At 59.2% G+C, this 26,608-nt stretch carries 29 protein-coding genes; 15 read left to right on the forward strand and 14 right to left on the reverse strand.

Features of this window, described 5'->3' with window-relative positions; all coding sequences use genetic code 11:
- Positions 1 to 18 precede the first annotated feature (18 nt).
- Both ABIA73_RS14750 and ABIA73_RS14755 read left to right on the forward strand, forming a co-directional pair.
- A complete protein-coding gene (locus ABIA73_RS14750; protein ID WP_223485193.1) occupies positions 19 to 828 on the forward strand; it encodes an SDR family oxidoreductase in 810 nt (269 codons plus the stop codon).
- 178 nt (positions 829 to 1,006) lie between these two features.
- On the forward strand, positions 1,007 to 1,675 hold the full coding sequence (locus ABIA73_RS14755; RefSeq protein WP_354275964.1) for a glutathione S-transferase family protein: 669 nt from the start codon (positions 1,007 to 1,009) through the stop codon (positions 1,673 to 1,675).
- A 124-nt stretch (positions 1,676 to 1,799) separates the two neighbouring features.
- On the opposite strand, the gene ABIA73_RS14760 is transcribed toward ABIA73_RS14755, so the two are convergent.
- The 5 genes from ABIA73_RS14760 to ABIA73_RS14780 form a co-directional block, all read right to left on the reverse strand.
- On the reverse strand, positions 1,800 to 3,950 hold the full coding sequence (locus ABIA73_RS14760; protein ID WP_218789145.1) for a peptidase domain-containing ABC transporter: 2,151 nt from the start codon (positions 3,948 to 3,950) through the stop codon (positions 1,800 to 1,802).
- Positions 3,951 to 3,952: 2 nt separating this feature from the next.
- The gene (locus tag ABIA73_RS14765; RefSeq protein WP_218789146.1) at positions 3,953 to 5,203 is read right to left on the reverse strand and encodes an HlyD family secretion protein; all 1,251 of its coding nucleotides are present in this window, start codon (positions 5,201 to 5,203) and stop codon (positions 3,953 to 3,955) included.
- A gap of 72 nt (positions 5,204 to 5,275) precedes the next feature.
- On the reverse strand, positions 5,276 to 5,764 hold the full coding sequence (locus tag ABIA73_RS14770; RefSeq protein ID WP_059063928.1) for a hypothetical protein: 489 nt from the start codon (positions 5,762 to 5,764) through the stop codon (positions 5,276 to 5,278).
- 29 nt (positions 5,765 to 5,793) lie between these two features.
- Complete coding sequence (locus tag ABIA73_RS14775; RefSeq protein ID WP_139784921.1) at positions 5,794 to 6,459, reverse strand: hypothetical protein; 666 nt, start codon at positions 6,457 to 6,459, stop codon at positions 5,794 to 5,796.
- A gap of 323 nt (positions 6,460 to 6,782) precedes the next feature.
- Positions 6,783 to 7,682, reverse strand: a complete 900-nt coding sequence (locus ABIA73_RS14780; RefSeq protein WP_059063930.1) for a LysR substrate-binding domain-containing protein — start codon at positions 7,680 to 7,682, stop codon at positions 6,783 to 6,785.
- 130 nt (positions 7,683 to 7,812) lie between these two features.
- Here ABIA73_RS14780 and ABIA73_RS14785 point away from each other — a divergent pair, with 130 nt between their 5' ends.
- The 5 genes from ABIA73_RS14785 to ABIA73_RS14805 all read left to right on the forward strand — a co-directional run bounded on the left by ABIA73_RS14785 (position 7,813) and on the right by ABIA73_RS14805 (position 12,673).
- Positions 7,813 to 8,373: a hypothetical protein gene (locus tag ABIA73_RS14785; protein WP_218789148.1), complete on the forward strand. Its 561-nt coding sequence runs from the start codon at positions 7,813 to 7,815 to the stop codon at positions 8,371 to 8,373.
- Entirely contained in the window at positions 8,366 to 8,692 is a 327-nt protein-coding gene (locus tag ABIA73_RS14790) for a hypothetical protein (protein ID WP_100436151.1), read from the forward strand. The genes ABIA73_RS14785 and ABIA73_RS14790 overlap by 8 nt, the downstream gene beginning before the upstream one ends.
- 8 nt (positions 8,693 to 8,700) lie before the next feature.
- Positions 8,701 to 9,552 (forward strand): MBL fold metallo-hydrolase, encoded by an 852-nt coding sequence (locus ABIA73_RS14795; RefSeq protein ID WP_312401538.1) that lies wholly within the window; start codon positions 8,701 to 8,703, stop codon positions 9,550 to 9,552.
- A gap of 1,242 nt (positions 9,553 to 10,794) precedes the next feature.
- The gene (locus tag ABIA73_RS14800; protein ID WP_312401539.1) at positions 10,795 to 11,184 is read left to right on the forward strand and encodes a hypothetical protein; all 390 of its coding nucleotides are present in this window, start codon (positions 10,795 to 10,797) and stop codon (positions 11,182 to 11,184) included.
- Between the two features lie 319 nt (positions 11,185 to 11,503).
- Complete coding sequence (locus ABIA73_RS14805) at positions 11,504 to 12,673, forward strand: hypothetical protein (protein WP_312401540.1); 1,170 nt, start codon at positions 11,504 to 11,506, stop codon at positions 12,671 to 12,673.
- 200 nt (positions 12,674 to 12,873) lie between these two features.
- Here ABIA73_RS14805 and ABIA73_RS14810 read toward each other — a convergent pair whose 3' ends face one another.
- Positions 12,874 to 13,848 carry a hypothetical protein gene (locus ABIA73_RS14810; RefSeq protein WP_354275965.1) on the reverse strand — a complete coding sequence of 325 codons (975 nt, stop codon included), beginning with the start codon at positions 13,846 to 13,848 and terminating at the stop codon, positions 12,874 to 12,876.
- A gap of 419 nt (positions 13,849 to 14,267) precedes the next feature.
- On the opposite strand from ABIA73_RS14810, the gene ABIA73_RS14815 reads away from it, so the two are divergent.
- Both ABIA73_RS14815 and ABIA73_RS14820 read left to right on the forward strand, forming a co-directional pair.
- On the forward strand, positions 14,268 to 14,912 hold the full coding sequence (locus tag ABIA73_RS14815; protein WP_312401542.1) for a hypothetical protein: 645 nt from the start codon (positions 14,268 to 14,270) through the stop codon (positions 14,910 to 14,912).
- Positions 14,913 to 15,299: 387 nt separating this feature from the next.
- Complete coding sequence (locus ABIA73_RS14820; RefSeq protein WP_312401543.1) at positions 15,300 to 16,511, forward strand: hypothetical protein; 1,212 nt, start codon at positions 15,300 to 15,302, stop codon at positions 16,509 to 16,511.
- A gap of 338 nt (positions 16,512 to 16,849) precedes the next feature.
- On the opposite strand, the gene ABIA73_RS14825 is transcribed toward ABIA73_RS14820, so the two are convergent.
- The 3 genes from ABIA73_RS14825 to ABIA73_RS14835 form a co-directional block, all read right to left on the reverse strand.
- Positions 16,850 to 17,653, reverse strand: coding sequence for a hypothetical protein (locus ABIA73_RS14825; RefSeq protein WP_312401544.1), 804 nt, complete (start codon positions 17,651 to 17,653; stop codon positions 16,850 to 16,852).
- A 181-nt stretch (positions 17,654 to 17,834) separates the two neighbouring features.
- Positions 17,835 to 18,191, reverse strand: a complete 357-nt coding sequence (locus ABIA73_RS14830; RefSeq protein WP_312401545.1) for a hypothetical protein — start codon at positions 18,189 to 18,191, stop codon at positions 17,835 to 17,837.
- Between the two features lie 553 nt (positions 18,192 to 18,744).
- Positions 18,745 to 19,668: a LysR family transcriptional regulator gene (locus tag ABIA73_RS14835; protein ID WP_218789153.1), complete on the reverse strand. Its 924-nt coding sequence runs from the start codon at positions 19,666 to 19,668 to the stop codon at positions 18,745 to 18,747.
- 96 nt (positions 19,669 to 19,764) lie between these two features.
- Between ABIA73_RS14835 and ABIA73_RS14840 the strand changes: the two genes are divergently transcribed.
- Positions 19,765 to 20,604, forward strand: a complete 840-nt coding sequence (locus ABIA73_RS14840) for a type 1 glutamine amidotransferase domain-containing protein (protein WP_218789154.1) — start codon at positions 19,765 to 19,767, stop codon at positions 20,602 to 20,604.
- Positions 20,605 to 20,696: 92 nt separating this feature from the next.
- On the opposite strand, the gene ABIA73_RS14845 is transcribed toward ABIA73_RS14840, so the two are convergent.
- The gene (locus ABIA73_RS14845) at positions 20,697 to 21,272 is read right to left on the reverse strand and encodes a 5' nucleotidase, NT5C type (protein ID WP_140227093.1); all 576 of its coding nucleotides are present in this window, start codon (positions 21,270 to 21,272) and stop codon (positions 20,697 to 20,699) included.
- A 549-nt stretch (positions 21,273 to 21,821) separates the two neighbouring features.
- Between ABIA73_RS14845 and ABIA73_RS14850 the strand changes: the two genes are divergently transcribed.
- From ABIA73_RS14850 to ABIA73_RS14865, 4 genes are all read left to right on the forward strand, one after another.
- A complete protein-coding gene (locus tag ABIA73_RS14850; RefSeq protein ID WP_354275966.1) occupies positions 21,822 to 22,142 on the forward strand; it encodes a DUF1963 domain-containing protein in 321 nt (106 codons plus the stop codon).
- Positions 22,143 to 22,175: 33 nt separating this feature from the next.
- Positions 22,176 to 22,913, forward strand: coding sequence for a hypothetical protein (locus tag ABIA73_RS14855; RefSeq protein ID WP_312401549.1), 738 nt, complete (start codon positions 22,176 to 22,178; stop codon positions 22,911 to 22,913).
- A 64-nt stretch (positions 22,914 to 22,977) separates the two neighbouring features.
- The gene (locus ABIA73_RS14860) at positions 22,978 to 23,478 is read left to right on the forward strand and encodes a hypothetical protein (RefSeq protein WP_312401550.1); all 501 of its coding nucleotides are present in this window, start codon (positions 22,978 to 22,980) and stop codon (positions 23,476 to 23,478) included.
- 86 nt (positions 23,479 to 23,564) lie between these two features.
- Positions 23,565 to 24,347: a 3-hydroxybutyrate dehydrogenase gene (locus ABIA73_RS14865; protein WP_354275967.1), complete on the forward strand. Its 783-nt coding sequence runs from the start codon at positions 23,565 to 23,567 to the stop codon at positions 24,345 to 24,347.
- A gap of 205 nt (positions 24,348 to 24,552) precedes the next feature.
- On the opposite strand, the gene ABIA73_RS14870 is transcribed toward ABIA73_RS14865, so the two are convergent.
- The 4 genes from ABIA73_RS14870 to ABIA73_RS14885 all read right to left on the reverse strand — a co-directional run bounded on the left by ABIA73_RS14870 (position 24,553) and on the right by ABIA73_RS14885 (position 26,195).
- A complete protein-coding gene (locus ABIA73_RS14870) occupies positions 24,553 to 25,092 on the reverse strand; it encodes a chemotaxis protein CheW (RefSeq protein WP_301865454.1) in 540 nt (179 codons plus the stop codon).
- A 75-nt stretch (positions 25,093 to 25,167) separates the two neighbouring features.
- Positions 25,168 to 25,626 (reverse strand): SRPBCC family protein, encoded by a 459-nt coding sequence (locus tag ABIA73_RS14875; protein WP_033830924.1) that lies wholly within the window; start codon positions 25,624 to 25,626, stop codon positions 25,168 to 25,170.
- A gap of 2 nt (positions 25,627 to 25,628) precedes the next feature.
- Complete coding sequence (locus tag ABIA73_RS14880) at positions 25,629 to 25,943, reverse strand: ArsR/SmtB family transcription factor (protein WP_025874950.1); 315 nt, start codon at positions 25,941 to 25,943, stop codon at positions 25,629 to 25,631.
- A 9-nt stretch (positions 25,944 to 25,952) separates the two neighbouring features.
- Positions 25,953 to 26,195 (reverse strand): SRPBCC family protein, encoded by a 243-nt coding sequence (locus tag ABIA73_RS14885; protein ID WP_256994035.1) that lies wholly within the window; start codon positions 26,193 to 26,195, stop codon positions 25,953 to 25,955.
- A gap of 8 nt (positions 26,196 to 26,203) precedes the next feature.
- Between ABIA73_RS14885 and ABIA73_RS14890 the strand changes: the two genes are divergently transcribed.
- Entirely contained in the window at positions 26,204 to 26,368 is a 165-nt protein-coding gene (locus ABIA73_RS14890) for a hypothetical protein (protein ID WP_256994036.1), read from the forward strand.
- The last annotated feature ends 240 nt before the right edge of the window (positions 26,369 to 26,608 follow it).

Genomic DNA, 26,608 nt, shown 5'->3' on the forward strand with positions numbered 1-26,608 from the left:
TCTTATCTGCTGTGAGGCATGAGCGCATATTTCTCCATGTCGACCACGGTGGTCGTCATTCACCGGAGAATTCAAATGGCGCGCTTGCAAGGTAAACGTACTCTCATCACTGGCGGCACCAGTGGCATTGGGCTGGAAACGGCAAAGCAGTTCCTGGCGGAGGGCGCTCGCGTGATCGTAACGGGCGTCAACCCCGATTCGATTGCAAGGGCCCAGGCCGAACTGGGCCCGGAAGTGCCGGTGCTGCGCGCCGACTCGGCCAGCGTTGCTGCACAAAAGGAGCTGGCACAAGCCATCAAGGAACACTACGGCCAACTCGACGTTGCCTTCCTCAATGCCGGCGTATCCATCTGGCGGCCCATTGAGGAATGGACGGAAGACATGTTCGACCGCATTTTCGACATCAACGTCAAAGGGCCGTACTTCCTGATGCAGGCGCTTTTGCCGGTCTTCGCAAATCCTGCTTCCGTCGTGTTGACCACTTCCGTCAGCGCGCATGCAGGCGCAGATCGCTCGTCGGTGTATGCCGCAACGAAGGCCGCATTGCTGAACATGTCGAAGACGCTCTCGACCGAATTGCTGGGCCGTGGCATCCGTGTCAACGCAGTGAGCCCTGGCCCCGTCGAGACTCCGCTTTACGACAAGGCCGGTATTCCGGAAGCTTATCGCGAGCAGGTTAACAAAGCGATCGCGGCAACCATTCCGCTTGGCCGCTTCGGTACCTCCGACGAGGTGGCCAAAGCAGTCCTGTATCTGGCATCGGACGAGTCGCGCTGGACGGTCGGCTCTGAAATCGTCCTGGACGGCGGCCGTCTGCTGAACGGCTAAGCGCGCCGCTCAACAATTGCGCGAACGCCACATCGCCTGGGCTGAGCCAATCGGGTACTGAGCGCCCGCCTCAGGACCTAGCGGCGAACCAGTCCAATCCGGGCTGTGCAAACAGCGGCGCTCGGGAAACCTCTGCCGCTGTTTCCACTTGATAAACCATCCAGAGCCACTAAAAGCAATGAACGCTCTTACGCTGATAAGCCACCCACTGTGCCCATTCGTACAGCGCGCCGCGATTGTGCTTCTTGAAAAGGGTATCCAATTCGATCGGATAAATGTCGATTTGGCAGCCAAGCCAAGCTGGTTCCTGGCAGTTTCGCCAACCGGCAAGGTCCCCGTGCTCAAGGTGCGCCGGGACGATGCGGAAGATGCGATGCTGTTCGAAAGCATGGTCATCTGCGAGTACCTGGAAGAAACCCAGGGTGGCGCGCCGATGTACCCCGTCGATGCGCTATCCCGTGCCCGCCAGCGGGGTTGGATCGAGTTTGCGACATCCGCCCTTACCGACGCCTGGCAGTTTCTCAACGCTACCGACCGTTCGACGGCGGATGCGAAACAGGCGGCATTGAGGGGCGCGCTTGAGCGACTGGAGGCGGAGCTGGAGTCCGGACCGTATTTCGCGGGCACTGCCTTCACGATGGTCGACGCGGTGTTCGCACCACTCTTCAGATACTTCGGCTTCCTCGACCCGATGGTTTCGCAGCCGATCTTCGAAAACCTTCCGCGTGTGTCGACATGGCGATCGGCGTTGGCGGCCAGGCAAAGCGTCATCGCCGCCGTGGGGGAGGACTACGCCGAGCGGTTCCGGCAACACCTTCGTCTGCAAAAGTCGATCCACGCGGGTTGATCGACCGGCGACGGGCCGGCAGGCGGTGTGCTGCGATGTCCGCATCTGGCCGAAACGAACGTAGGGCTAGAGGGATGGCCACACTGTACCGCGACCGTGTACGCACGAGCACCAGCCACGAGTCTTAGTGGGCGGCCGCCTTTCCCCTTCGGCTGACGGACCCATCTGGATGCACACGCAGCAGACAATCCGCAGCCTCTATTGTCTCGAATCGATGTGCAATCTGAATGACAGTGAGTGACATCTGCTTGAGATGAGCATTGATGCTCTGCTCAGTTTCTGCATCCAGATGGCTGGTCGCTTCGTCTAGAAGGAGGGCTTGGGGCTGTTGGTAGAGCGCCCGGGCCAGCATGATTCGCTGGCGCTGTCCTCCGGACAAGGTCGATCCCATGTCACCAACCGATGTTCGATAGCCCATCGGCATTCTTGAAATGTCATCATGAATGCAAGCGGCTTGGGCTGAGTGCTCGATCTGCTGCTGCGGAGCCCCTTCCTGGAATAGGGCTATGTTCTCAGCCAGACTCCCCTGGAAAAGCGCGTCATCCTGCATGACGCATCCAAACATGCGCCGGGCCTGGGTCGGACCAAGATGGCTCAAAGGGATGCCATTCAATAGGATTTCCCCACTGTTGACCGTCAGCAGTCCGACAAGGAGCTTGGCGATCGTGCTCTTGCCTGTACCCGACGCACCGGTGATAGCAGTCATCTGACCCGCTGGGATAATGGCGTTGGCGTTGTTCAGCACCCATGGCTGATTGTCTGCATATCTGAAGCAGACGTTGCGGAGCTCAACCTCAACGGGTTGAACGCGCGCGCTCAAAGGTTCAGCGGGCTCCTTCTCAACGGGTGCAAGAGCAATGTCAGCAACTCTTTCCGCATGTGAGCCGAGCAACGCGAGTTGGATTGCGTACTCGGAAAGCGCACTCAGGCGCGAGATGAACTGCTCTGAGTACGAGGCGTAAGCAATCAACATCCCGGCAGTGAATCGTCCCTCCATCACCAGTGATGCGCCGATTGCGAGAGCACCAAGCCTGCCTACAGACAGCAGGACGCCACCCCAGGATGCGTAGGACAAGCTCGTACGCTGAACGGCAATGGATGCTGCGATGGCTGCTGCGCTTCGGTTCGCAAAGCGGGACGATTGCCAGCCCGTCTTCCCGAAAAGCTTCAGAGTCTGCGCACCGCGGATGGATTCAAGCAGCATGGACTGCCGGCGCGCGTCTTCGGTCAAGGAGGAAACCGTTGCGTGTTGCAGTCGCTTCACGTAGAGGGCCCTGACGCCTACATAAGCCAGCGCTGTGAGGCTTGTAAATGCGCCTAGAAGTGGGCTGTAGACAAACAGCATGGCTCCTGTCGCAAGGGCCATGACACCATCTAGTATCCCAGCGACCAACTGCGTGCTTATGGCCTGCTGTATTGTGTTTAGAGACGTGAATCGCGATGTTATGTCACCCAGGCTGCGAATTTGGAAGTACTGGGTAGGTAGGCGCAGCAGCCTGGCGAACACGCCCGAGCTCCATCCAATATTGATCTGGCTGCTCAGCCAAACAATTGCCCAGGACCGCAGCCAACCCAGCAGCAGCTGAAGAAGGGCGAGAAGGCTCAGTCCCACTATGACAACCGGAAGCAGGGCACGGTCCCCATCGGCGAGTACACGGTCGATGACTATCTGGAAGCCTTGGGGTGAAGCGAGCGCCATGAGTTCCAACGCTACTGAAAGAAGCCCCAGGTTGACCAGCGCTGGTCGGAGACCAGAGATCGGCCCAATGAGTGACCTCAGACGAAGACTACTGCGCCCTTGGGTCTTCTTGAGATCGGGTCCCTTCAAGAGCTCGATTGCCACCCCTGTGAAGTGCCGGCCAAGCGCCGCCCAGGAAATCTCCACGCGGCCTTGGGATGGATCCAGAATCACGACTTTCCTCGCCTGCACCTTTTCCAGTACAACGAAGTGATCCATGTTCCAATGCAGAACTGCGGGCAGTATGAGCTGATCCAATTCATCTGGCTCAGCCCGAAGAGGGCGCGCCACAAGGCCCTTTCGCTCCGCAACATCGCTGATATCAGATACCGACATTCCTTGCGGATAGGATCCGGCGAATGCCCTGAGCTGTTCCAGAGAATGCCGATGGCCATGGTGATCAAGTACCATGGCCAAGCAGGCCAGGCCGCACTCGTTGGCTTCACTCTGGTAGAAGATCCTCACCGGACGCTTCATCCATTGACGCAATAGATCGCCGGGTGTTGGGTTGACTGCTGTGGAGTTGGCGACTTGCATGATCAGTCCTGTATAGACGCTCGGAATGCGGTGATCGGCTCAAGTAGCCAAGCGATGATTGAGCGATCCTCCAACAGAAGCGCAGCTTCCAACTGCATCCCGGGAACCAGCGCTCGCTGCTGGCCCTCAGTCACGATCTGCTGCCTCTCCAACGACGCGATGGCTCTGTACATTGGCTGCGCTGGCGGCTGCTGGCCAAGCAGCGCTGACAGCTGTGCAGGTTGAGTTGGGGTTTCGGAAACCTGTTCGACGACCCCGTATTGAACCCCATATTTTTGATAGGGGAATGCCGCATAGTGCATGGCAACCTTGGTGCCTCGATGAACAAAGCCTATTGCCGTGCTGGGAATGAAAATTTCCGCTTTCAGCGTTGTGGGTGTCGGAATGAGAGAGGCAATAGGTTGCCCCGGCTCAACATAGTTTGCTGGCTGAACAAGAACGGAGCTGACTAGCGCGTCTGATTGAGCCCTCACCACCAACTCAAGCTCGCTCTGATCCTGGGCGAGGCTGGTGCGTAATCTCGCTTGCTCTCGCCGCAGATCGTTCAACTTGAGTTCCGAATCGGTTTCCAGACTCGTCAGCTTGCGGCTTGTTTCGCGCTGCTGTTGAGAGATCTCTTCAAGCTGCCGATGCAGGCCTGATGTCTGCGCCCGGGTATCCAGAAGCGCACTTTCGAGGTCCTGGACTTGATACTCAGCCACAAATCCATCCTTCAAAAGTGGACGCAGCTTTGTCAGTGTCCGCTGCTTCTGCTCAGCGGCCTGCTGCTGATAGCCAATCTGCTGACGAAGATCCGATGCCTGGGCGAGAAGAGATTTGACACGCTCCCTCAACTGATGCCTCTCACTGATCAGCGCTGCCTCGGTAGCTGCGACGCTCGCGTGGACCGAAGTGATTTGATTCTCAATGTCCTCCTCGACTCTGGCATGCACGCCACCCCCGCGGGTGTGCATTTCGCTGGATAGCCGCAGGATCGGATCTCCCTTTCGAACGTGTTGGTGCTCTCTGACGTATACCTCTGAGACGGTTGCGGATCGGCGCGCTAGAATCCGGCTTTCGCCCGTATCAGTAACGAGATGACCAGATACCTGTTCCCGGCGAGCATAGTGAGCATGGAATGAAAACACGAGTGCGGCCAGGCACGCCGCAGTGGCGCTAACACCAGCTGCGAAGTGCGCCTTTGGCGTTGAAACGATGACCGTGCCAAACTGGTCTGCATGAGCAGACTCGGCTTCCTTGCGAAACAGTTCCATTGATCAGTTCTGCTGGGCGTGATGGCAGTGCCGGCTAGAGAGGGAGGAGGGGGGCGCCCCCTCCCTTAAAACCTAGCGACAGCTGATTCGGTTGAAGATGCCTTGAGTCAAGGGGAACGGCTGCTCAATGCCATGTGACACGACTTCCGCGAGGTCCGGAACAAATAGAAACTGCGGGGCACTCTTGAGGTTCCTTAGATCTTCCTTCACATGCAGGGACTGATCCCAACCGAAGATGGGCATGTCCCGAATGGCCCGGGGAGCATCCGGATCGGGCTGGTGCCACGACGGCTGCGTAAAGTCATCTACGTAGACAAGGGACGAGTACGAACCGCTGCCCTTGTCGGCGATGAACCAAGCCTTGAAGCCCCGGGATCGGTCTTCCAGAGTGACTCCAAGTGTGCTCCCTGTTCCAGGCATTGTTAGCGGCTGGATTCGAGCGTGCAGTGCAGGATTGCCGGAGTAAACGTACTCCGCTACCGCGCTTCCACACTCCGCAGCTGAGGCGCCGGTCGACATCAGCAGCCCTGCGAGTACGCACGCGGCTAGCTTGGCTTTCATGGAATTTCTCCTGTGACTTCTGTGGGAGCTCAAGGTTGACGCTGCGGAGGGCCAACGATGACCGTACCGCCGGTGCCGCCGCTTGAACCTCCGCCACCTCCTCCAGAGTGGCCACCACTGCCGGCGCCCCCCGTACTTCCATCGGGCGGTGCCGTGGTTCCGGTGGAAACGCTGGTGAAGCCGAGCACCGTAACCTTGCCGTTGTAGTCGGATACAACCGGAGACGACCATTGCGTGCTGTTGGGCCCGAGATGGTGCTTGATCTCCACGTAGTCGTCGATCAGAAGGGTAGTCGGAATCGTTCCGGCTTGGCGGCCCGCAGCCCATCGAGATTCGAAGTTGCGAATGTCGTCGTACATCGCTGCGATCTGATCGTTCGTACTCGATCGATCGAGCGCTCCATGACCCAGGTAGTCCCAAGTATTAGCGTCGTACTGGTACAGGCCTTGAACGTTGGAGTTGGTAGGATTGCTGGTCATCGAACCCAGGGAGCTTTCATAAAACGCCTGGTTGACTGCCATTCGAATCTCTGGAGCCAGCATGTTGTGCGCTTTCCCATAGTCCACGATCTGGCCCAGTGTCGCTGCCTGAGCGTCGGAAAGGCTAGCATTGAACTTGACTGTGTTGCCTGCCGGAGTTTTGTAGGTACGACCTCCGGAAACGCTTGCTTCTTCTTCCTTGCTAAGCGGACGCATGTTTGTATCTCAAAGGTTAGTTGAATGCCCGGGGGAGCGGCCAGCCGAGGTTGAGACTGGCCGCTCCCTGCGTGCTCAGGCCTTCAGTCCTTCTGAAGGTGCGACTCGGACAGCTTGGCGAGTGGAAAAGTTCGTCGAATATTCGATGCGCCAAGGACGGCAAAGTTCTGTGCTGCTTTGCAGATGCGTCAAGCTAGGCCGCATGATGGCAGCGTTGCAGTGAAGACGCGTGTCGGCCGGAGTCGGGGAGGGAAGCTCTCGTGGCGGCATCGATGCTCGACTGGCCGCGGGTTCGATTAAGCTCGATCACGCAGATTCAACATCTATCGCAAGTCGTCGCGCCCGCCAACTTCCGCTAGCAACCATTGCGCGAACGTCTTCACTGGGCCCGTCGTCAGGCCTATCGGTTCGGGCAACACCAGGCAGAACGTCTTGGACACCGCCTCGCCTTGCGGCCATGGCGCAACCAGTCGACCTTGCGCCAGCTCTTCCTCGACGTAGAGGCGTGGCACCAGTGCGACCCCGAGGCCTGCAAGCGCGGCCTCAATCAACATCGCATGGAGGTCGTACCTTGCGCCCACTGCTGGATTGGTGAGGGTTATACCCACGCTCTCGGCATAGCGCTGCCAGGCATCGGGACTCTGTCGCCGGTGTAGCCGCGGCAGTGTCTCCAGCGAAGCGGTTCGGTGTCCCTTCTTGATCAGCGTGGGATCGCACACCGGCAACAGAACCTCCTGCAGCAGCGGGTAGGTCCGCATGCCCGCCCAGGCCGGATGCTCAAAGTGCACGGCGGCATCGAATCCACTTCCAGCCAGGACGAATGGCTCTATGCGCTGGGAAAGGTGCACGGTGATGTTTGGATGCGCGCGGCTAAACGCCGGCATGCGAGGTATGAGCCATCGCATCGCGAAGGTGGGCGTGACGGCAATGTCCAGACTTACGGCGTTCTCCGGCTGGCCCATCAGGTACTGACTGTCCCGGTCCAAACGCTCCAGTGACTCCCGAACCTGGGCAGCGTAACGCGCGCCATTGGGCCGGAGGCGGACGCGATTGCCGACCCGTTCAAACAAGGGCACACCCAGAAAGGACTCCAGCCTGCCGATCTGGCGACTGATGGCCCCCTCGGTCAGGGAAAGCTCCTCGGCCGCTCGCGCGAAGCTGCCGTGGCGGGCGGCAGCCTCAAAGGCGATCAGGGCGGTGCTACTGGGAATCTTCCTGCGCATGAGGCTTCAGCGTGAACTTTTGTCACTGAAGCATACCGAATAATCGATTTGTCGGGCGACAGGCAAGGCCTAGCATGATGAAACATCAACGATATGCCCAGGCGCACCTGCCGGGCGAGGAGTGTTATCTGTGATCTATACCGTCGAATGCAGCTATTCCGACCCCGCGACCGAGGGGGAATGGAACGACTTCTACAGCCTGCATAAACTGCCGGCGCTGATTTCCGTGCGGGGGTTCCACACCTCGCAACGCTTCAGGGCATGCGGTGCGGGTTGCCCAACCTACCTTGCCCTTCACTCGATAGATGGCTTGGAGATCCTGCAGGGGGAGGAATATGCCCGGAAAGGCGGAGGTAACTTTGCTCGCTGGCAGCAGCACATCACTGATTGGCATCGCAATCTATACCGTGGCTTGGATCGGGCCCCGGCCGTCGAACAGGGCAACTATCTGCTGGTGAGTCGCGTCGGCCCTGAGCCGCTCATTGCGATGGGGACTGTCCCCGAGGGCCTGCATGCCGTTGCACTGGACCACGCGCCCGCAGCGATCTGGCTGGCGCGCCTCCCGCCTGGTAGTTCGCCCGTCGTTGAACTCCTGCCGGGTGGCGTGCACGCGTATACACCCATGACAGCGCAACTCAAGAGTGTGGCGGTTGAAGGTCAACAGGGATCGGAGCAGCGCTCACATGCCTAGCCTCACGATCTGCTTCACCGCGGAACGGATGCCGGCGGACGACAGTCTGGCCGCGCTGACTGAGCGATGCGCGGTGCTGTGTACGGACGTGCTTGGTGCTGCGTTGGACAACGTCCACATCCTCTACCTGGCTGCGCGTCAGGGGCGGGGCCATCCGGCGTCCGCAGAACTGGCCTACCGCCTGGGACCGGGGAGGACGCCCGAGCTCATGGATGAATTCATGCGGCAGCTGGATCGGGCCATCCAACAACAGGCAGGACTGACGGCGCGCATCCGATGCTTTGGCTACGCCAGTGATTCAATCCACGCACGCAACTGACCAACGCCATGAACGCATCCACCATTGAACGGGCTCTGCCCACGCTTCAGATCGGTGACTTCCAGATCCAAGCGATCAGCGACGGCCATCTGACCGCCAGTCTGGATCTGCTCTCCCACATCGATCCGGCCAACGCCATGCGGCTGCAGCTGCAGGCTGGGGTCAACGATCCCTCATTGATCCACATCAACTGCTATCTGGTGAGGGGAAGGGGGCGCACTATCCTCATCGACGCTGGCGCCGGCGGCATCAATGGATGGGGAGGGGAGTTGAGGGTCAATCTGCTGCGAGCGGGTGTGCGACCCACTGATGTGGACACGATCCTGCTCACACATGCCCATCCTGACCACATTGGCGGTCTGCTCGATGCTCAAGGTGATCCTGTCTTCCCCAATGCCGAGCTACTCATACACCCCCGAGAGCTGTCCTTCTGGGAGGACGACGGCAACCTTGCCCGCAGCGTTGACCGCGGACGAGGCAACTTCCTGCTTGCACGGCAGGTATTCGTCGGGTATCGCCACAGGCTGCGCTTGTTGGCCGAAGGCGATGTTCTGCCCGGTATCAGCATAGTCCCGCTGCCGGGCCATACCCCAGGTCACACAGGCTATCGAGTCGATTCGGCGGGCCGGACTGCCTTGATCTGGGGCGATATCGTTCATTTTCCGCACATCCAGATTGCCCGCCCCGACGTATCCATTGCATTCGACCAGGATGCGCAGCGGGCTGCAGCGGCCCGTTCAACGCTTCTGGATATGGTCAGTACAGATCGGTTGATTGTGGCCGGCATGCACTTGGGTGAGATGGGGTTTGCTCGCATCCAGCGCATCGGTAGGGGTTATGCCTTCACCTACGCCGGATGAAGAAGGACTGATCGTTGTAAAGGCAGCGCCTGCTTCTGGCCGAAAGCTGACATCAATCTGGTCTTAAGGTAATGAAGCACCACGCTTCACAACGCTGCCTGAGAACTTGGATTGGCCATTGCGATTTCCCAGGAGTACTGGCTTAACACTCTGATAAAGTTGGACCGAGGTCGAAAGATCCACAAGGAAAGGGAGGCGACATGGCTCGAAATCCATCTGCAGCAGTTGGGCTGGTAGTGGTCGGATTCTTCGCATTACTTGTCGCAATGTGCAATGGGGGCGGGCAGCGCGACTCACATCGCTCCTCAGTGGCCCAGGCACCGGTCGCGCCGCCAGCTCCGACGGAGTCCTTTCGTCCGGAGATGACAGAGACGCAGTTTGTGTCAACCAGTACCCTCAACCAACGATCTTCTCCCAATGGACAAATCATTGGAAGGCTCGCCGGTGGCGATTCTGTTGTGGTGTATGAACGAAAAGGAGAGTGGGCACGAGTGTCGGCCCAGGGCGCCCCTGCCAAATGGGTCAGCTCGAAGCTACTTTGTGGCGGAAGCGGCTGCTATCGGCCCAGTAATCGGCCTGTGTCGCGCGAAAAATTTCGGCCCGTACGTAGCGATTATTCTGATGGGAGCTGTCCGTGCTCTGGATCACGCGTCTGTATCGGTCCCCGCGGCGGACGCTATTGCATTACGTCTGGAGGAAACAAGCGCTACGGTGTTTGACCAACCGGGCTGCCTACGTGTGCTCCTAGCCAGAGGCGGACGTTGCAGTGGAGAAGCTATCGCTACGGCTCTGCGGCATGTTGCGCCTCGAAGCTGATATCCACATGCCCGGATTGCAAATGGTTTTGACCGAACACCGGATGAGCTTAATGAATTAGCTTGTTAGCCGGGTACGCCTGGCCTAAGATGCGCGCTGTATCAAGGGGAAAGCCCACCCTGAACTGCTTTTTGGGTAAGTCGCATAAATGGCCTTGCAGCTCATGCGAGCCGAGATCGCCTCGCGAATCGGCTTGTAAGATATGGGCCTTCCATGAAATTCTGCTACAGGAATTCTATTACGATGCGAAAGGTTGCAAAAAAGTCGGCCAAGAAGGCCGCAAAGAGATCCGTGAAGAAGGCTGCCAAGAAGGTGGCTAGAAAGGTCGCTGCTGCAAAAAAGGCAGTGAAGCGGACTGCAAGGAAGGCTACTGAGATTAGCCGCACTGGAAGTACCGGCCCGAAACCCGACAGGCATACATAACCCATGAAAATCGCGAATTATCGGGACGTCTATTATTCCTTTAGCTCAAAAACAAGCGATATATCTCGACAGCTTTCTTTCGCCGGTATCGCGTTCATCTGGGTATTTAAGCCGGAAGATGCAGTGCCTACTGCTATCCCGCCGGAGTTACTCTGGCCAGCAGGTCTCTTTGTGTTGGCTCTGGCATTGGATCTCCTGCATGCCGCATACGGAACCCTCGCGTGGGGAATTTTTTCCCGCCATCACGAGAAGCGTGGCGTAGCATTGGACGATGAGTTCGATGCGCCGTCATGGTTAAACTGGCCTGCGCTGACGTTCTTTTGGGGAAAAGTTCTGGCTGTGATTGTGGCTTATGCTGTGACCTTGTTTTACGTTTGGGGCTTGATACATTAGTCCTAAATTTTAATTTACGTCGATGCCGCCTTGCGGCATGAGTCCAGAGCTGTGGGCGTCCGTTCCTGGCCGGAAGCGGACATGGGCCCAGACCGATCGCAAGGGAAGGTGGCAATGTCCGCTACCGACCCATAGCGGCCATTGATGCCGCCGCTAAGCCTAGTGCTGCGTCAGGGTATCGCTGTCTTGTTAGCCGGACCCAGCCGCTCTAAGATCGAGCTGCATCAAGGGCAAAGCGCATCACGCGGCGCTTTGTGGGTAAGTCGTATAGCCGACCCACGGGTCCGTCTATTAGGTAGTTAGCCATCAGGGAGGGGTCATGGCGAACAGAAGTTTGAAGGATCATGCAATAACAGCATCGCTCAACATATTACTAGAACTGTTGAGTGACAAATCACTGCAAGATCCTAAGGTCGCCTCGGATGAAGTGGCTCAGTTCAATCGAGACAAGCTTCTTAACGTCGTACGAAGCCTAAGAACCCTTGTAAATCAGAGTTCGGCGACCATGGTTTCAGAGTCAGCTCTGAATCAAATGAACTCAAACCTTCAACCGCCAATCCATGAGCTAACATCGTTCGTTTCCGATCGAAACGTCGGCCACCTTGCAAACGCTGTCTCCTATATTGATCAGAACGTCCTAAATTACGCATGGGCCTTCTACCCAAGAGCTTCGCCTTCCTCCAAAGCGGAAGTCGCTGAAGTTCTTGATGCTGTTCAAGCAAGGTCAAGAGAAACCTTCGGAATTCTGGACGAGCAGAAGAATGAGCTCGCTGAGCAGATCGGCCAGCTCATCAAGCAGATTGAGGCGCAAAGGAATCGGCTCGACGAGATTCAAGATGCATCCGCAAAGTCAAAAGCTGAGATGGCAGCTGCTCTTGCGAACCTGGAAACAGTCTTTAACAAAGATCAAACTAAGCGCGACACTGAGTACGCCGAGTTTTTGCAGCAAGTGCGAGGTGAGTTCTCTACGGCTAAGACTGGCTTCTTCAGCAATGCCGAAGCAGTTCTATCCGCGCTTGAAGGCCACAAGCGTGATGCGGCGAGAATTGTTCAGGTCGTCGGGGATATTGGCGTAACGGGCAACTATCAAGCCATTGCAAATAAAGAAACAAGTCAAGCTAACTTGTGGCGCTGGATCACTATTGGTCTTTTTGCATGTGGGCTAGCAATGGCAGGCTTTACGTTCCTTAAGTTCTACCATGCGCCGGTAACACCGGATAACACATTAGCGATTGCAGTCCGCCTACTCTATGCACTCGCTATCGCAGCGCCAGCGTTCTACACCGCGCGTGAGTCAGCGCGTCATAGAACAAATGCTGATCGCGCTCGTCAAACTGAACTTGAACTGGCCTCGCTCGGACCGTTCATTGAGCTCCTACAAGATCAGGACAAGGACGAGATCAGGAAATCACTGATCTCTACCTACTTCGGACGCCCTGTGGACCCGCACGAGATCCGGACCATTCTTGACCCAGACAAAAAGAACTGATGGCTAACAAATCGTTCAAACCGACGCCCCGGTGCGGCGCGGCTTAACTCAAGCGTAGAACGTCCGCTTCTGGCCGGAAGCGGTCGTGGGTCCAACATGGCAGCAAACGAGCCGAAGCGGCCCTGCACATGCCCGTCATGTGAGCGTTAACTGTGCCTTTGCGTTACTCCAATTGTCGGAACTTAGTCAACTGGCAAGCGCTATTCATCTCGGCGCTTCATCACCAGGTATTGAACGATTCCGTATTGCTCCCAAAGCATCTTCCCAATTTTCCTTATTGCGCCAAGCGGCTGCTGATCCTGTTGGGAAGAATCCCCCAGCGCTCGGACGACAGACACAGGTAGAGCTTCCCTCATTTCATTCAGCACTGACTCAGTCGATTGCGTTTCGAACCTCGCAATCTGTCGAGCTTGTGACGCAAGAAAGTCCGCCAGACTCCGTGAAGCAGTCTCTAAGACGACTGGAGAATGGAATGCTACGTCGTTCGCGTGAGCCGAGTAGGAATAATGATGCTCATGCGTGGTCACTTTATCATGCGGGGTGATGCAGATGTGCGCTTGAAGAAATGGCATGTTCATCATGACATCTGATGTAAAATTTGCCAGCACTATTCGTCTTTCTCCAAATCGCCAGAATGGACCGTCATAGAGCGCATTGAAATGTGAGCGATCCCGCAGTAGAGCCATATATTCGTCCTTGCTATGGACGGTCGGCGCCACGTACATAGCGTGACTGTTACTGTCTGGGGCATTCATCGCGTAGAGCAAGTTGTGTTGTAACTCGTCGGGAACCTTGGCATGCTTCGCGGGTTTTCTAAGGCCGAAGCAAAACGAATGCGGAGACTCGTCGAGGTTGTTGTCTTTTCGGAATGCACGGATCGCATTCAGTCCATCATTCTCTTTCCCCTTCGCGATCGGCACAATCTCGCTGCTCCTAAGCGCAATCGGGGACTTGGCCTGTAAATAATAGCGTGCCTGTAGCCCTTGATACTCGTAATCTGCGCCGGTCTTGGCTTCCATTGATGACTCAAGCTCAAAGTTTCCACCCAGACAGGCTTCAAGAATCCCGAAGTAGTGCTCGAGTTTCATGCCGATCTGGTGCTCGGCGAGCTCAAATGGAATTTTGAACTTATCGCTACGAACTACCCTCTTTTGGGGTGATTTATTGGATGTCAACTTCTTCTCCTTGGGATTGTTCTTCTTAGTTAGCTGGGCGAGGGAGCATAGCTCAGAATACTGTGGAATTCTCAATTGCGCTGATTGGCAGGCAAGTATGTGTGTCCAAACGCGAAGACGCAGCGCACAGTCTGATCGCCCGCCGCCAATTAGCTCACAATCGTTAATACTCCGCGTCGCAAAGACAATCATTCAGCCACAGTGTTTGGTGGCCAAACTCAGCTTGGAGTTGTCACCTATCCGGGGAGGGCTGAATGACTGCTCCTGGCCGAAAGCGGGCAAGGGGATCTCGGAGGTCGCCGCTCGATTAGCTGTGGCTGCTAGGGCCGTACCGCGATAGCGGGGTGAACTTGGGGTCCGTTGAGGTCGTGGCTTAGTGGGCGTAGGGTTCGCCTAAGCCCGGATTACGGATAGACCCAATGCACGGACATCCCACACCGCAGCAGATGCAGCGATATGGCGAGCAGGTGTCGCAGATGAAGCAAGCCATAGACATCTTGCATGACCACGTTGAAGCTACCTGTGGCCTATTCATGGACAGTTTGCGGGGTTGGGAACAGCTTTCAAAGATGCTTGAGTTGCTTGTGGATAGCCAAGTGAAAAAAGGTATGGCCCGTGAGCAGGCCCTGATGTCGCCGCTGATCCACGGGGTGGACCATCCGACACCCGAGAACGTGCGGCATGTGTCCACTTTGGGCGCTCGCCTAGACGCCTGCGCGCCCAATGGTTTCAACGTCCGCACTCTGTCATCTCTGGGCATTGTGTCGATCTTTGCTCATTGGGAGGATAGAACTAGGGGAGAAATCGCGAAGGCGTTGGGGATAGAGTTGAACGCTGTGCGTTCACCCCTGTTTTCCGACATCCGGCGTATGCGGAACAGTCTTCTGCATGCGGGTGGCAGGGTGGATACCTCCAAGCCCTTTGAGGTCCTGCAGTGGTTCAAGAAGGGCGATGTAGTCGTGTTGAATCCTGACCGTTTCCACGAAATTATGGATCGCCTGAGGGCTTTTCCAGATGGTCTCCACACCTCCGGGTTCGATCCCTTCCCTGGCATCACTCGGTGATACTCGGAGGTCCCACGCTGCATCCATGAAGACCACCTGCAACACCTCTGCAGCATGTGAAGGGGATGCCGTCCCTTACCCGGAAGAACCTGCGCAGACAGAGCTGATACCGAATCGTTCTCTAGTCTAGGCATGCCTGCGAGGCGGTCGAGCTGAGGTAGCTGTTTAAACCGCGCCGCTGAATTGACCCGGCAATATTTCAGGCGCTAGATCATTGAGTAGTGTCTGCTTCTGGCCGAAAGCGGACAGCCCCGGCTTCGAGAAGTATGCGTTGCTCAGTGTTCAACGCAAAGCGGTCCTGCTTGGGATGGGTGGCCCAAAACGTAGCTGAAGGATCTCTATATAAGGCGATACTATCTGCCACAAACAGATAGGAGGTGATGCGCGATGTCACGCTGGACTGAGCAATACGCCACCCATCCTTTTCACAGCACTTGGCAATCAGTTACTAGCACGGTGGCTGGAATTTCGGTTCCCCACGATGCGCCACTGGCCGATGCTGAGGAACTTGCCAGACTCGTGAAGGTCGTTGCCCAACTGGACTCGACGTTGGGGGCAGTCGACCCGGAAATGGGAAACCTCGAAGTGCTTGGGAGCATGCATGCATCCGCGCAAACGACCTTGGGCGAGCTGCAGGCATTCCTCAGTAACAGCAATGCAGGCCACCTCCGCAATGCCAACGGGCAGGTTGACGCCCTTGCCGCCCAAGTTCAGCGATATGCGTCAACGTTACCTGCTACCGATTCGCCGGCGGTCATAGCTGCAGCGACGTCGCTTGGAAAGTACGTTGCCGACTGGCACCGCAACGCTTCTGCTCAGCTCGAAGACCTGGGCAAGACCGTGGGACAGGTCGATACCCGTTCTGTGGAGTCCAACCTGGCCATAGACAAACTCATCGAGCGCATGACCGTACTCGAAAGCCAGCTCCAAAACCAGATGTCGAGCTTCACACAAACCTTCACCCAGGCCGAGGCGTCGCGGGCAGAGCGCTACGACAAATGGCAAGACACACAGCATGCCAAGGTCGATGAGGCGTTCTCAGAGTTCACAAAGAAGTATGCCGCGGGACTAGTTGTCCTAGCTGACTATGAAGGGCAGGCGGGCAAGGTACTTGGGTCAGTGGTCAATACATCACAGGCAGGCGCGTACGCCACCTATGCAAATGAAGAGAAGGCCAACGCAAATACTTTCCGGCGGCTTGCCATTAGTCTGATGGTTGTAGCAGCCATGGTGTTGTTCCTACCTGAACTCTGGAATGTTGGCAAGGTCGTCAGCGGTTACACCGTTGACTGGCAGAGGGCGCTATACCGTCTGCCTTTCTCTCTCGTATTGTTTGCGCCAGCAGTCTATCTGGCCAAGGAGTCTAGCCGGCACCGTAACAATGAGGTGCTCAACCGTCGTCGACAGCACATCCTCACAACCATCGAGCCGTATCTTGCCCTGCTCGACCCGAAGAGGGCTGAGGAGGTAAAGACTGAGGTGGCTAGGAGCCTCTTCTCCGACGCTATGGCCACGCCAAGGGAGAAGGAGGAGGATGCCAGCAACATGCTCGCACAACTTTCGAACCTTGTAGCCACAGTTCTAAAGCAAAAGCGATGATCCGATTGCAAGGCTAGAGCCTTTTCAGGCTCTAGCTTTTCATAGCCGCATATTTCCGACCCGAACTGATGACGCTCGGTGGGAGGCTGAGGTTCGCTTCTGGCCGAAAGAGGATCCTGGCGGCTGAACTCGTCTAGTGAACAGGGAAAGTCCCGTTGGCATCGAAACAGCTTGACTGTGAGGTGATCCACGTTGGAACGAACACTTGCCCTCTAGTGGCTCTTCGCCGCGCTCACTTACAACTGCTACTTCGATAAAGGGACGATAGCCGTTGCGAAGCAGCGTTGCGCCACCGCTGTTGGCACGTGGGCACCAATCTCCAACATCAGGGCCTGCTGTCAGCCGTCCGCAGAATTCGCCACATCGAGTGGCAGTTGGGCTGCGAACTCCTTGTCAAGAAGAACAAGCGTTCGGATACCGAGCAGGCTGTATATGGCCATGGCCTTTTTCGCTAGCTTCCTGTCAGCCGTAACAAATGTACCGCAGTAGGCTGCATAGATGATGTGCGAAACGTCATGAAGCCGGGCGCGAGATTTGTCTCTGGCTTCCCGGTGATAGCCCATTTTCTCCAAAAAATTTGCGGCCAAGTTAATATAGGCCTGAAGCACCGTGAATCGGTCCTTTAGATCGTCGAACTGCCATGAGAGCGCGCGTACCTGCTCGTTCCTGCCGATAAGTCCTTTGGCGAAAAGGGTGCGCGCGATCAGTTCGCGATAGATAATGTTGCCGAGTATCTCAGTATGGGGAACGTTGTTCATCTCCTTGGGATCCCCGGCAGGACTTTCGTGCGCATCGGCTATGACGCGAGCATCTATCTCTTCGGCAACGTCATTCTTTTCGTACTCGGCGATTACGCGTGCATAGCAGTCGTGTGGCGACTCGTCATACAGAACGACTCGATCGAGGGTAATGGGGCGAAGTCCGTTCCTGCCAGCAATCTTCGCGAGAAAGTCGATCTCAGCCTCGATGATGGCAGGCGGCGCCGCATCCCTTATTGCTGAGGCAGCAACGTCTTCCAAGTGTGCAGGGCTAAAAACTACCAGCTGACTTCTAGCGGCATGATTGAAGGCAGTCGTCAACGCTGGCTGTCGTCCCTGTCTTAGGTAGCTTATGACGTTGAAGTCCAAGTACAAATTTTCCATGCGAATCATCCAATGATGGGCAGTAATACTAGTCTGAAGATAGAACTTTTATTGCGTTCAGTCCGGTACGGCCTCCTATCTTGGCATGGTCTCTGCCAACTGTCCGCTCCTGGCCGGGAGCGGACGTTGGCCGATACTTCGCTCGATCAAACCCCTTGCTCGTGTGCTCGCTTGGACTCAATCACTCAGGCCTGACCTCCCGACAAGCCCACTCAGCCAACCCCCGGCAAGCCAGAAACAACCCATCCACCACCCCCTCGTCCAAATGCCGTTCCGGCTCCGCTGCCACCCGGCAGCGGTCGGCCGAATGCAGCACCTCCAGCACCGTCAGCAACCCCACCAACGCGCGCTCGGTTCTTGCCAGGCTCACGCGGCGGCCGGGTGACACATCGTTCTCCGGCCAGGGCAGCCCATCAGCCCCCTCGCATCCGCGCATGCGCTTGAGAATGCCCAAGAAGGTGCTCAGGTCCGGCAGTGGCGTGTCGTCGTTGACGGGCTCAACAGCGGCGTACGAGGAGAAGGTGTCGGATTCGTTCATGGCGTCGGTTTCCTTGGCTGTGCTTAACAGCGCCACCGCGTGAGCGGGGTGGCGGACGATGCGTGGCTGCAAACCGGGATGAAGCAACGAATAATCCGGTGAGTCCGAAGACTCCCACGCACCGCCCGCCATAAAGGCCGACGGATTGCCCGCCGGCACCGGTTAAGGACGGTGCCGACGGGCAAGCGTAAACAACAGTCGTTGCTCATCACGGGTTTGCAGACCCGATGCCACCCGTTGTCGGTGGCGCGCCATGGTGTTTACGCTGCCGCTTCGAATGCAAATTGAAATTCGCGAAGAAATCGCGCGATTCGAGAGCGAAGAGCTATTGTTGCACGCGCCATTCGTGCAACACGCGACGCCACGAGACGCATTCGCGCAGCCGCTATGTTGATTGTGAAACAAAGTGGCGCAATCGCCTATGCCGCAAGCGAATAGTGCGATGGCCTCCTTTGCAACAGTTCTTAGCCGGCCTCGGCAGGGAGCGGCGCCGGATCAGCCGCGTGATCCGAAAATCGGTTCAAACCCGACACCGCGAGAAGGCATCGCATCCTTAGCTGACGCCGTCCTCAACCACCGACGCATTCCCCACCAGCAACTCAATCATCGCCCGCGCCGCTGCCGACTGCCGCCGATGCGGCGCATAGATCACCGAGAACGGCCGCGACCGCCCCCGCAGCTGCGGCAGCACTTCCACCAGCTCCCCACGCTGCAATCGCTCACGCACGATGAACTCATAGCTCTGGCAGATGCCGATGCCCTGTTCGGCCAGCGACACCACGCCCAGCACATCGTCGGAGGTCTCGATGGACGAACGCGGCAGCCAGTCCACGTCGCGCCCGCCGTCGCGGAAGATCCACGGTGCCAGCCGCCCGGTGCGCGGCATCACGAAGGGCAGGCACAGGTGCTGCTGCAGGTCGTCCAGCGTCTGCGGCGTGCCGCGGCGTTGCAGGTAGTCCGGCGCGGCCACCAGCAGCAGCGGGGCGTCTTCCAGTTTGCGCGCCACCAGCCCGCTGTCCGGCAGCTGGCCCAGGCGGATGGCGAGGTCGAAGCCTTCGGCCACCAGGTCCACGTTGCGGTTGGTGATGTTCAGTTCCACCTGCACCTGCGGGTACTGCTGCGCAAAGCGCGCCAGCACGGGCGGCAGCCGGTAGTGGCCATAGGTGGTGGGCACGCTCAGGCGCACGCGGCCGGCCAGCGCACCGTCCTGGGCCAGTACGTCGCGCTCGGCGTCGTCCAGCAAGCCGAAGGCGGTGCGCACCTGTTCCCGGTAGAGCCGCCCGGCGTCGGTCAGGCCCACGCGGCGGGTGGTCCGCTGCAGCAGCTGCCGGCCCAGCCGCGCCTCCAAGCGGGTGACCGCGCGGCTCAGCACCGAGGGCGTGGTGGACAGCGCCACTGCGCCGGCCGTGAACGAGCCGTGCTCGACCACCGCCAGGAACACCTCCACATCGCCCAGGTAGTCGAACTTGCGGCTCATTTGGCTCTCCGGGGAACAGATGTTTTGCGATGGGGCCAATTTATCGCCGCTGGGGCGATGAATAAAGTGGCGGCCATTCCCCGATAGGAGCTCCCCATGAACCTGATGACCCGGCTGGCCGCAGCGCTGGCCCTGACCCTGGCCGCCAGCGGCGCACAGGCCGCCAACGTGCTGGTGGTGCTGTCCGACGAAAACCACCTGGACCTGAAGGACGGCAAGGTGCTGTCCACCGGCTTCTATCTCAACGAGCTGATGCAGCCGGTAAAGCTGCTGCTGGACGCCGGCCACGAGGTGACCTTCGCCACCCCGCAGGGGCGGGCACCGACGGTGGATGCGTCCTCGGTGACGCCGGCGTACTTCGGCAACGATGCCGCGCAGCTGACGCTGCACAAGGACCTGCTGGAGAAGCTGGCGCTGACCTCGCCGACGGCCTCGCCGGTGGTCAGCCTGGCGCGCGTCGAACAGCAGGGTTACGCGCGTTTCGATGCGGTCTACATTCCCGGTGGCCACGCGCCGATGCAGGACCTGCTGAAGAGCCCGGCGCTGGGTCGGTTGCTTGCCGACTTCCACCAGCGCAGCAAGACCACCGCGCTGGTTTGCCACGGTCCGATCGCGCTGCTGTCCACGCTGCCGGATGCGGATGGTTTCGTGGCGACGCTGGAAGCGGGTGCGATGCCGGCCACGCCGAAGTGGATCTACAGCGGCTACCAGATGACGGTGATCAGCAACCAGGAAGAAGAGCAGGCCAAGCCGCTGCTGGGGGGCGGTGAGATGAAGTTCTACCCGCAGACCGCGTTGCAGCGGGCGGGTGCGAAGTTCAGCAGCAACGCCACGCCGTGGACGGGGCATGTGGTGGTGGACCGCGAGCTGATTACCGGGCAGAACCCGGCTTCGGCGCTGGAGGTGGGGCAGCGGTTGGTTGAGCGGTTGAAGTAGGGCGGGGCTACAAAGCAGGTTGCCCGCCTTGGGGGCCGAGGGGCCGGCTCCTCGGCCTGTGTATGGAGATATCGACGTGGCCGTTAGAGAAATCAGCCCGCCGCGCGCGCTGTTCCTGACAGATCTTCTATTTCGGAAAGCGCGTGACGCGTCAGTGCCCAATCGCCGGCGTGCCTGATCGCCACGCCTCCCGCCGCTGTCCAAGCATCACAGTTCTCTTTGAAATCATCGATCAGAACATCGCCCGGCTGGTGCATGAAGAGAGGCTTATGCCTGCCGCCGAGCACAGGCAACACCAGGCAGGTTGCTGACAAGTGTTCGCGGACCCACTGTCGCTTCTGCATCGCAGCGAGCGGATAGTTCGATTTCGGACAGGCAGTGAGAATCACCGGATTCAAGTGGTGGATGCTGTGGAAGAACTCCACTGCACCGTGCATCGGCGGAAGGTCGCGGAAGAATGACGGGTGGTTGTTGATGTGCCCCCACATTTCATCGTCGGCAAGCAAACGATGGTCCAGGCCAAAAAGAGCAGGAAATGCCGCGTCGAAGTCAGCCATCACACCATCAAGATCCACATAGATCGTGCGTCTGGGTGCACTCGATCCATCTGGGTGCTGCTTCGCGAGCGGGTCCATCATCGGTATCGACTTCACATCATCTGCGTTCATTACAGAGTTCTCCTCTCAAGAGTGGGCTTTCTTCTTCATCCGTTCCCCGTTAGCGGGGCAAAGTGCTTGGCGATTGCGACAAACATGGCAGCAGTCACGATGCTGCCGGCGTCGGTCCGGGGCGAAAGGGGGATGGCCTGCAACCCCCGCCAATGCGGAACGCCAGAGTGTCTTTTGAGTCCATCAGGCGCTGCTGCAGCGGGACAGTGCGCCGCGCCGTAACAACACAATACGAGCACCACCAGCCAGAATTGAAACTGAGATGGAGCTCGCATCACGGCGTCGCCCACCGGCTGGTGCCGTAATCGGCACGCTTTAATTGCGGTTTATATCGCGGCGCTTCTTCAAATGCCTGCCGAGTGGCTGCTCTGGCCTCTGGCCAAGACGCGGCCCGCACCCACTGGCTCATTTCGCCAACCAAGGAGCGCTCTTGCTCGCTGGTGAGTGGGTCATCGCCTTGCGCTACAGAAAGGCCGGCCGGTGATATACCTGTAGCGCTCGATCCAGACTCAAAAGGACGTCACTGAAATGGATGCTCAGGCTCATTCAATGTACCACGCCGACCAGCGCGACCGCCATTTGCAGGACGGGCATTTGCCGTTTGATGAGAGCATGCGCACGCTGCCTGACGGCCGCAAGCGCTGTGCAGAATCGCGCGTGCACCAGATGCTGGGGCATGTACCACGCTTGCACGGCGTCGTGCCGGAGGTGGAGGGCGAGGGCGGAGAGGTCTGTCTGCTGCAGTTGGCGTGTGATCCGGCGATTGATCTGGTCTTTGGCGACTGTGGTCAGGCCACGTTCTGGTTGAGTCGTGAGGATCTGCGCAACTGCAGGTTTGATCGCGTCGTTGGCGTGGTGGAGTCACACTGACAGCCGTTTTCCCAGGGAAGCCCTTCAACAGATATGCGAACGTTCGTCCTCTTCATTCACTCCGCCTTGTGCTTCGCCCTGCTGTCTGGGTGCGCCAGCGGGCCGGAATATCACCATTACAGTCGCGAGATCACCGGCGCGTTCGTGGCCGACGACGGCAAGCTGTACCTGCTGCCTGTCTATGACGAGCCGCTGCGCTTCGATGCGGCGCCGTTCCGTGATTACCGCGCCCTGATGGACAGCCCGCTGCGCGAGGCCGTGGTCTGCGCGCAGATGTACATCCGTGAGGACTGGCGCGTGCCGGCTGACCGGACCAAGGTGCATGGCAGCTACGCGCTGCTGCTGCGGCCGGAGCAGGTGACGCCGGAGCAGGCTGCCCAGTTCAAGCTGGAGCGGTTGGAGATCAGTCCGCGGGTGGCCAAGGCCATCGACGAGTTGACGCGCCGGCCGTACATCCTTGAAGCCCGGAGCCGCTACGAACTGGCGGCCGACCCGGACTGCAATCTTTCCAGGAAGGGCGGCAGCTATTACAGCGCGCTGTTCGAGGGCGATGGCGAACGGGTGCAATTGCCGGACGCTGCTGCGCTGGCCGCGAAGGCGAAGTTGCCGCAGTCGATTACCGCGCGGGCTGAGCGGATCCAGCCGGAGGCGGCGGATAAGGCAGGGGCGGGTACGGCGGCCGGGAAGGTGCTGGGTGCGGCGCTGATACCTGTGGCGGTTCCGGTGTTTGTGCTGAGCCTGCCGTTTCTGGGGCCGGATCATTGGAAGTGATGGGGTGTGGAGGGAGCGCCATCCACGCGTGGCGTGGATCTACCCGGGCATCGCCAATGCCTGAATGTTCATCCTGGAGATCTGTGTGCCAAGCACATTGGAAACTGTGTTGAAGACCGTAGGCTTGATTGTCCTTGCGGTGCTTCCGTTGTTGACCATCTGGTTCATCCAGCGGCGAAGGACCCAGAGCGCCCGTTCCGCGTTGGAATCTGGGCTGCGCTTGAACCCGCCTCGGCGGATTTCCGGTACGTCCATGACCTTGGTGATGGTTAATGGGAAAGAGGATCGAGAGCACTACTTCTTTGATACAGATACCTTCTATCTGCAGCGGGGCCCAGTGCCCACGGCGGTGCCGCTCTCGCAGATCACCTCCGTCACCCGAACCTCTGACATGATCTACGAGCGCTATGTCTGGCAGGTGTGCTTCAGCAAAGCAGCGGTCAGAAAGAGCGTAACGTTCACCAACAACCTGACGCTGTTCAACCGCGACTTCCTGCTCTTCCTGGAGGCGGTGCGGAAAGCCAATCCGCTCGCGACCGTTGATCGAGCGGGCATCCTCTTCTAGCTGTGGGCCGCGACACGGGCAGCGCCATTCAAAGGGGCGGGGCCGTGAAGCTACACTGGCTGCCTACGCCCGATGGAAGCTCGCCCATGTTCAGTGGAAAAGTTGCGGTGGTTACCGGCTCTACCAGCGGTATCGGTCTTGGCATTGCCACGGCGCTGGCGCGGCAAGGTGCCGACATCGTGCTGAATGGCTTTGGCGATGCGGCGGAGATCGAGAAAATCCGCTCCAGCTTGGAATCCGAGTTCGGTGTACAGGTGGCGCACGACGGCGCCGACCTGTCTCGCGGCGACGCCGTTCGGGACATGATCGACCACGCCGTGGCGAAGATGGGGCGCATCGACATTCTGGTGAACAACGCGGGCATCCAGCACACCGCATCGATCGAGGAATTTCCCGTCGAGAAGTGGGATGCGATCCTCGCGCTGAATCTGTCGGCGGTGTTTCACTCAACGGCGGCGGCGTTGTCCTACATGAAGCAGCAGGGATCCGGCCGCATCATCAATATCGCGTCGGTGCATGGACTGGTTGGCTCGGTGAACAAGTCCGCCTATGTGGCGGCCAAGCATGGCGTGGTGGGATTCACCAAGGTGACCGCGCTGGAGAACGCCGGCACGGGCATCACCGCCAACGCCATCTGCCCGGGGTGGGTGCGAACGGCGCTGGTCGAGCAGCAGATCACGGCACTGGCTGAGCGGGAGAGAACGGATCAGGAGTCCGCCGCTCGCGCGCTGCTGGCCGAGAAACAGCCCTCGTTGCAGTTCGTGACGCCTGATCAGCTGGGGGAAATGGTGGTGTTCCTGGCCTCGGATGCTGCGGCTCAGATCACGGGCACGGCGCTGCCGGTGGATGGGGGCTGGACGGCGCGCTAGCTGGCCGGCTGCCCGCCGGGCATGGCCCGGCGCTACCGGGAGATCGGTGCGGGGTCCAGTGCTACCGGGAGATCGGTGTGGGTCCGGTGTTACCGGGAGATCGGTGAGGGTCCGGTGTTACCGGGAGGTCGGTGTGGGGTCCGGTGTTACCGGGGGGGCGGTGTGGGGTCCGGTGTTATCGGGAGGGCGGTGCGGTGGTTCGGTGTTATCGAAGGCGGGTGGGATCGATTAGGGGAATCTCGCCCAGCGCATCCAGCATGACGTGATGGCCGCAGAACCCGAACGGGGTGTCCGCGGCGGGCCGCACGTTGTGGCGTGGCACGCTTTCGATGTCCCGTACCTCGTCTACGGCCAAGGCAACGATCTCCGCGCTGTTCTGTACCAGCAGCATGGCCGGGCAGCCATGGGCAAACCCGCTCAAGCCGCTGGCCTGGCGCAGGTCGACCACCGGCAGTGCGTGGCCGCGCACGGTGAGGTGCGGGCGCGCGCCACTGCCGGGGCGATCAAAGGTTTCCGGGCCGCGGATTTCAATCGCGGCTTCGACATCGATGGCAAACAGGTGGGTACCGGCCCGCACAACAACAACTTCAATGAAGGCTGGCGACGACGGGGCCGGTTCACCGGCCGAAGGGGAAGAGGGCTGCAAGAGGAACCTGTGGAAGGGTATTGAAACTGCAACGCAATGATGCCGTGTTGACGTGACGTAACGCGTACTTTGCGGATGAGCGGCCAGCACGCGTTGCATGCGTCGTTCAGCGGGATCAAGGCGCCTTCACGGGTTGGCTTGGGCCGTGGGCGGATTGCCAGCCATGGTCTGGCACTACTGGGGTTTGGCGAAGACGTCCAGGCCTTTGCCGGTTTCCAGCAACGATTTCAGGCTCGACAGCACGATCGGCCAGCCCTGGCGGATGCCGGTATCCATGCCGCTGCCCGGTTCCAGCTCGTCATGGGTCACCGTCAGCTTGACCATGTCCTCATACGGCACGATCTCGAACGTCACCCGGCTGTAGGCCTTCGGGTTGTCTGCCTGCGAGGCGGCCGCCCAGGTGATCACCAGTCGCGAGGGTGGGGTGTTTTCCACCACTTCGCCGACCAGTTCGACCTTGCGCTCGTCGTTGGCGCGCACGTGCTGCCAGCGCGAGCCGGGTTTCCAGTCCGATACGTTTTCGTGCCCCCAGTAGGTGCGGGCAATCTCCGGCCGGGTGATGGCTTCGAACACCTTCTGCGGCGTGGAGGCGATATAGATCACGTGGATGAAACGGGTGGATTCAGCGCTCATCGTCATTGTCCTTCCAGTTCCTGTTTGAGGTCATGCAGCAGGCTCAGGCGCTGCTGCTCGAACTTGCTTACCCAGCGCGTATAGACTTCGTGCAGCGGCACCGGGTTGATGAAGTGCAGCTTCTCGCGGCCACGCCTGACGGTGCTGATCAGGTTGGCGTCTTCCAGCAGGCCCAGGTGCTGGGTGACCGATTGCCGGGCCATGTCTAAATGCTCGCAGAGCTGGCTGAGGGTCTGGCCGTTGTCTTTGCAGAGCAGGTCCAGCAGCGTGCGGCGCGTGGGGTCGGCCAGTGCCTTGAACACCTTGTCTGCATCCATGGGGTGCCTTCAATTCCAGTTGTCGATCTTGACGTCGTGCGGGCTGGGCTGACCGCGCCCGGTTTCCAGCAGGGATTTCAGGCTCATCAGGAAGATGGCCCACTTGGTGCTGCAGTGGTGCATGAACTCCACGCGCTCCTTCCAGCCTTCATGGCTGAACAGCACGATGCAGTAGTCGCCGTCCTGGTGCAGGGCGAAACGCGCGGTGGTGCCGATCCATTCCGGTGGGCCGTCGATGAATTCCCAGAGCACCCGCTCGCTTGGCTGCAGCGCAGCAGCTTCATCTGCATGGCGCCGATTTCCTGGCCGTTGGCGGTGAAGCGGGCGGTGACGGTGCCGCCGGGGTGGCGGTCGCCGGTGGTGTCCTCGGCCCACCAGGCGGCGATGCCTTCGGGGGTGGCCAGGGCCTGGTAGACCTGGGCTGATGGGGCGTTGATGCCGACTCTGTGTGCGATATCCACCATGACTGCGGCTCCACGGTGGGCGGCGGGGTGCCGTCCGTGGGATCACAATAGGCAGGTAAATGACTGCATGTCAACTATGCGGGCGTGGATTTTCAACCGGGGTAGTGCCGGGCGGGGGGCGGCCGCCGGGGGGGGGGGGGGGGGGGGGGGGGGCCGGCCCCCGCCCCCCCCCCCCGCCGCGCCGGGCGGGGGGGGGGGGGT

This window comes from Stenotrophomonas sp. 2694 (assembly GCF_040548715.1).
Classification (GTDB): Bacteria; Pseudomonadota; Gammaproteobacteria; order Xanthomonadales; family Xanthomonadaceae; genus Stenotrophomonas; species Stenotrophomonas indicatrix.

Excerpts from the sequence above, each read along its gene's own strand:
- ABIA73_RS14840 (WP_218789154.1), top strand. The coding sequence starts at position 19,765 with ATGAACCTGATGACCCGGCTGGCCGCAGCGCTGGCCCTGACCCTGGCC.
- ABIA73_RS14875 (WP_033830924.1), bottom strand. The coding sequence starts at position 25,626 with ATGAGCGCTGAATCCACCCGTTTCATCCACGTGATCTATATCGCCTCC.
- ABIA73_RS14780 (WP_059063930.1), bottom strand. The coding sequence starts at position 7,682 with ATGCGCAGGAAGATTCCCAGTAGCACCGCCCTGATCGCCTTTGAGGCT.
- ABIA73_RS14800 (WP_312401539.1), top strand. The coding sequence starts at position 10,795 with ATGAAAATCGCGAATTATCGGGACGTCTATTATTCCTTTAGCTCAAAA.
- ABIA73_RS14830 (WP_312401545.1), bottom strand. The coding sequence starts at position 18,191 with ATGAACGAATCCGACACCTTCTCCTCGTACGCCGCTGTTGAGCCCGTC.
- ABIA73_RS14775 (WP_139784921.1), bottom strand. The coding sequence starts at position 6,459 with ATGCGTCCGCTTAGCAAGGAAGAAGAAGCAAGCGTTTCCGGAGGTCGT.
- ABIA73_RS14845 (WP_140227093.1), bottom strand. The coding sequence starts at position 21,272 with ATGAACGCAGATGATGTGAAGTCGATACCGATGATGGACCCGCTCGCG.
- ABIA73_RS14755 (WP_354275964.1), top strand. The coding sequence starts at position 1,007 with ATGAACGCTCTTACGCTGATAAGCCACCCACTGTGCCCATTCGTACAG.
- ABIA73_RS14805 (WP_312401540.1), top strand. The coding sequence starts at position 11,504 with ATGGCGAACAGAAGTTTGAAGGATCATGCAATAACAGCATCGCTCAAC.
- ABIA73_RS14770 (WP_059063928.1), bottom strand. The coding sequence starts at position 5,764 with ATGAAAGCCAAGCTAGCCGCGTGCGTACTCGCAGGGCTGCTGATGTCG.
- ABIA73_RS14815 (WP_312401542.1), top strand. The coding sequence starts at position 14,268 with ATGCACGGACATCCCACACCGCAGCAGATGCAGCGATATGGCGAGCAG.
- ABIA73_RS14880 (WP_025874950.1), bottom strand. The coding sequence starts at position 25,943 with ATGGATGCAGACAAGGTGTTCAAGGCACTGGCCGACCCCACGCGCCGC.
- ABIA73_RS14835 (WP_218789153.1), bottom strand. The coding sequence starts at position 19,668 with ATGAGCCGCAAGTTCGACTACCTGGGCGATGTGGAGGTGTTCCTGGCG.
- ABIA73_RS14865 (WP_354275967.1), top strand. The coding sequence starts at position 23,565 with ATGTTCAGTGGAAAAGTTGCGGTGGTTACCGGCTCTACCAGCGGTATC.
- ABIA73_RS14790 (WP_100436151.1), top strand. The coding sequence starts at position 8,366 with ATGCCTAGCCTCACGATCTGCTTCACCGCGGAACGGATGCCGGCGGAC.
- ABIA73_RS14855 (WP_312401549.1), top strand. The coding sequence starts at position 22,176 with ATGCGAACGTTCGTCCTCTTCATTCACTCCGCCTTGTGCTTCGCCCTG.
- ABIA73_RS14820 (WP_312401543.1), top strand. The coding sequence starts at position 15,300 with ATGTCACGCTGGACTGAGCAATACGCCACCCATCCTTTTCACAGCACT.
- ABIA73_RS14860 (WP_312401550.1), top strand. The coding sequence starts at position 22,978 with ATGTTCATCCTGGAGATCTGTGTGCCAAGCACATTGGAAACTGTGTTG.
- ABIA73_RS14795 (WP_312401538.1), top strand. The coding sequence starts at position 8,701 with ATGAACGCATCCACCATTGAACGGGCTCTGCCCACGCTTCAGATCGGT.
- ABIA73_RS14760 (WP_218789145.1), bottom strand. The coding sequence starts at position 3,950 with ATGCAAGTCGCCAACTCCACAGCAGTCAACCCAACACCCGGCGATCTA.
- ABIA73_RS14765 (WP_218789146.1), bottom strand. The coding sequence starts at position 5,203 with ATGGAACTGTTTCGCAAGGAAGCCGAGTCTGCTCATGCAGACCAGTTT.
- ABIA73_RS14850 (WP_354275966.1), top strand. The coding sequence starts at position 21,822 with ATGTACCACGCCGACCAGCGCGACCGCCATTTGCAGGACGGGCATTTG.
- ABIA73_RS14870 (WP_301865454.1), bottom strand. The coding sequence starts at position 25,092 with ATGCAACGCGTGCTGGCCGCTCATCCGCAAAGTACGCGTTACGTCACG.
- ABIA73_RS14750 (WP_223485193.1), top strand. The coding sequence starts at position 19 with ATGAGCGCATATTTCTCCATGTCGACCACGGTGGTCGTCATTCACCGG.
- ABIA73_RS14825 (WP_312401544.1), bottom strand. The coding sequence starts at position 17,653 with ATGGAAAATTTGTACTTGGACTTCAACGTCATAAGCTACCTAAGACAG.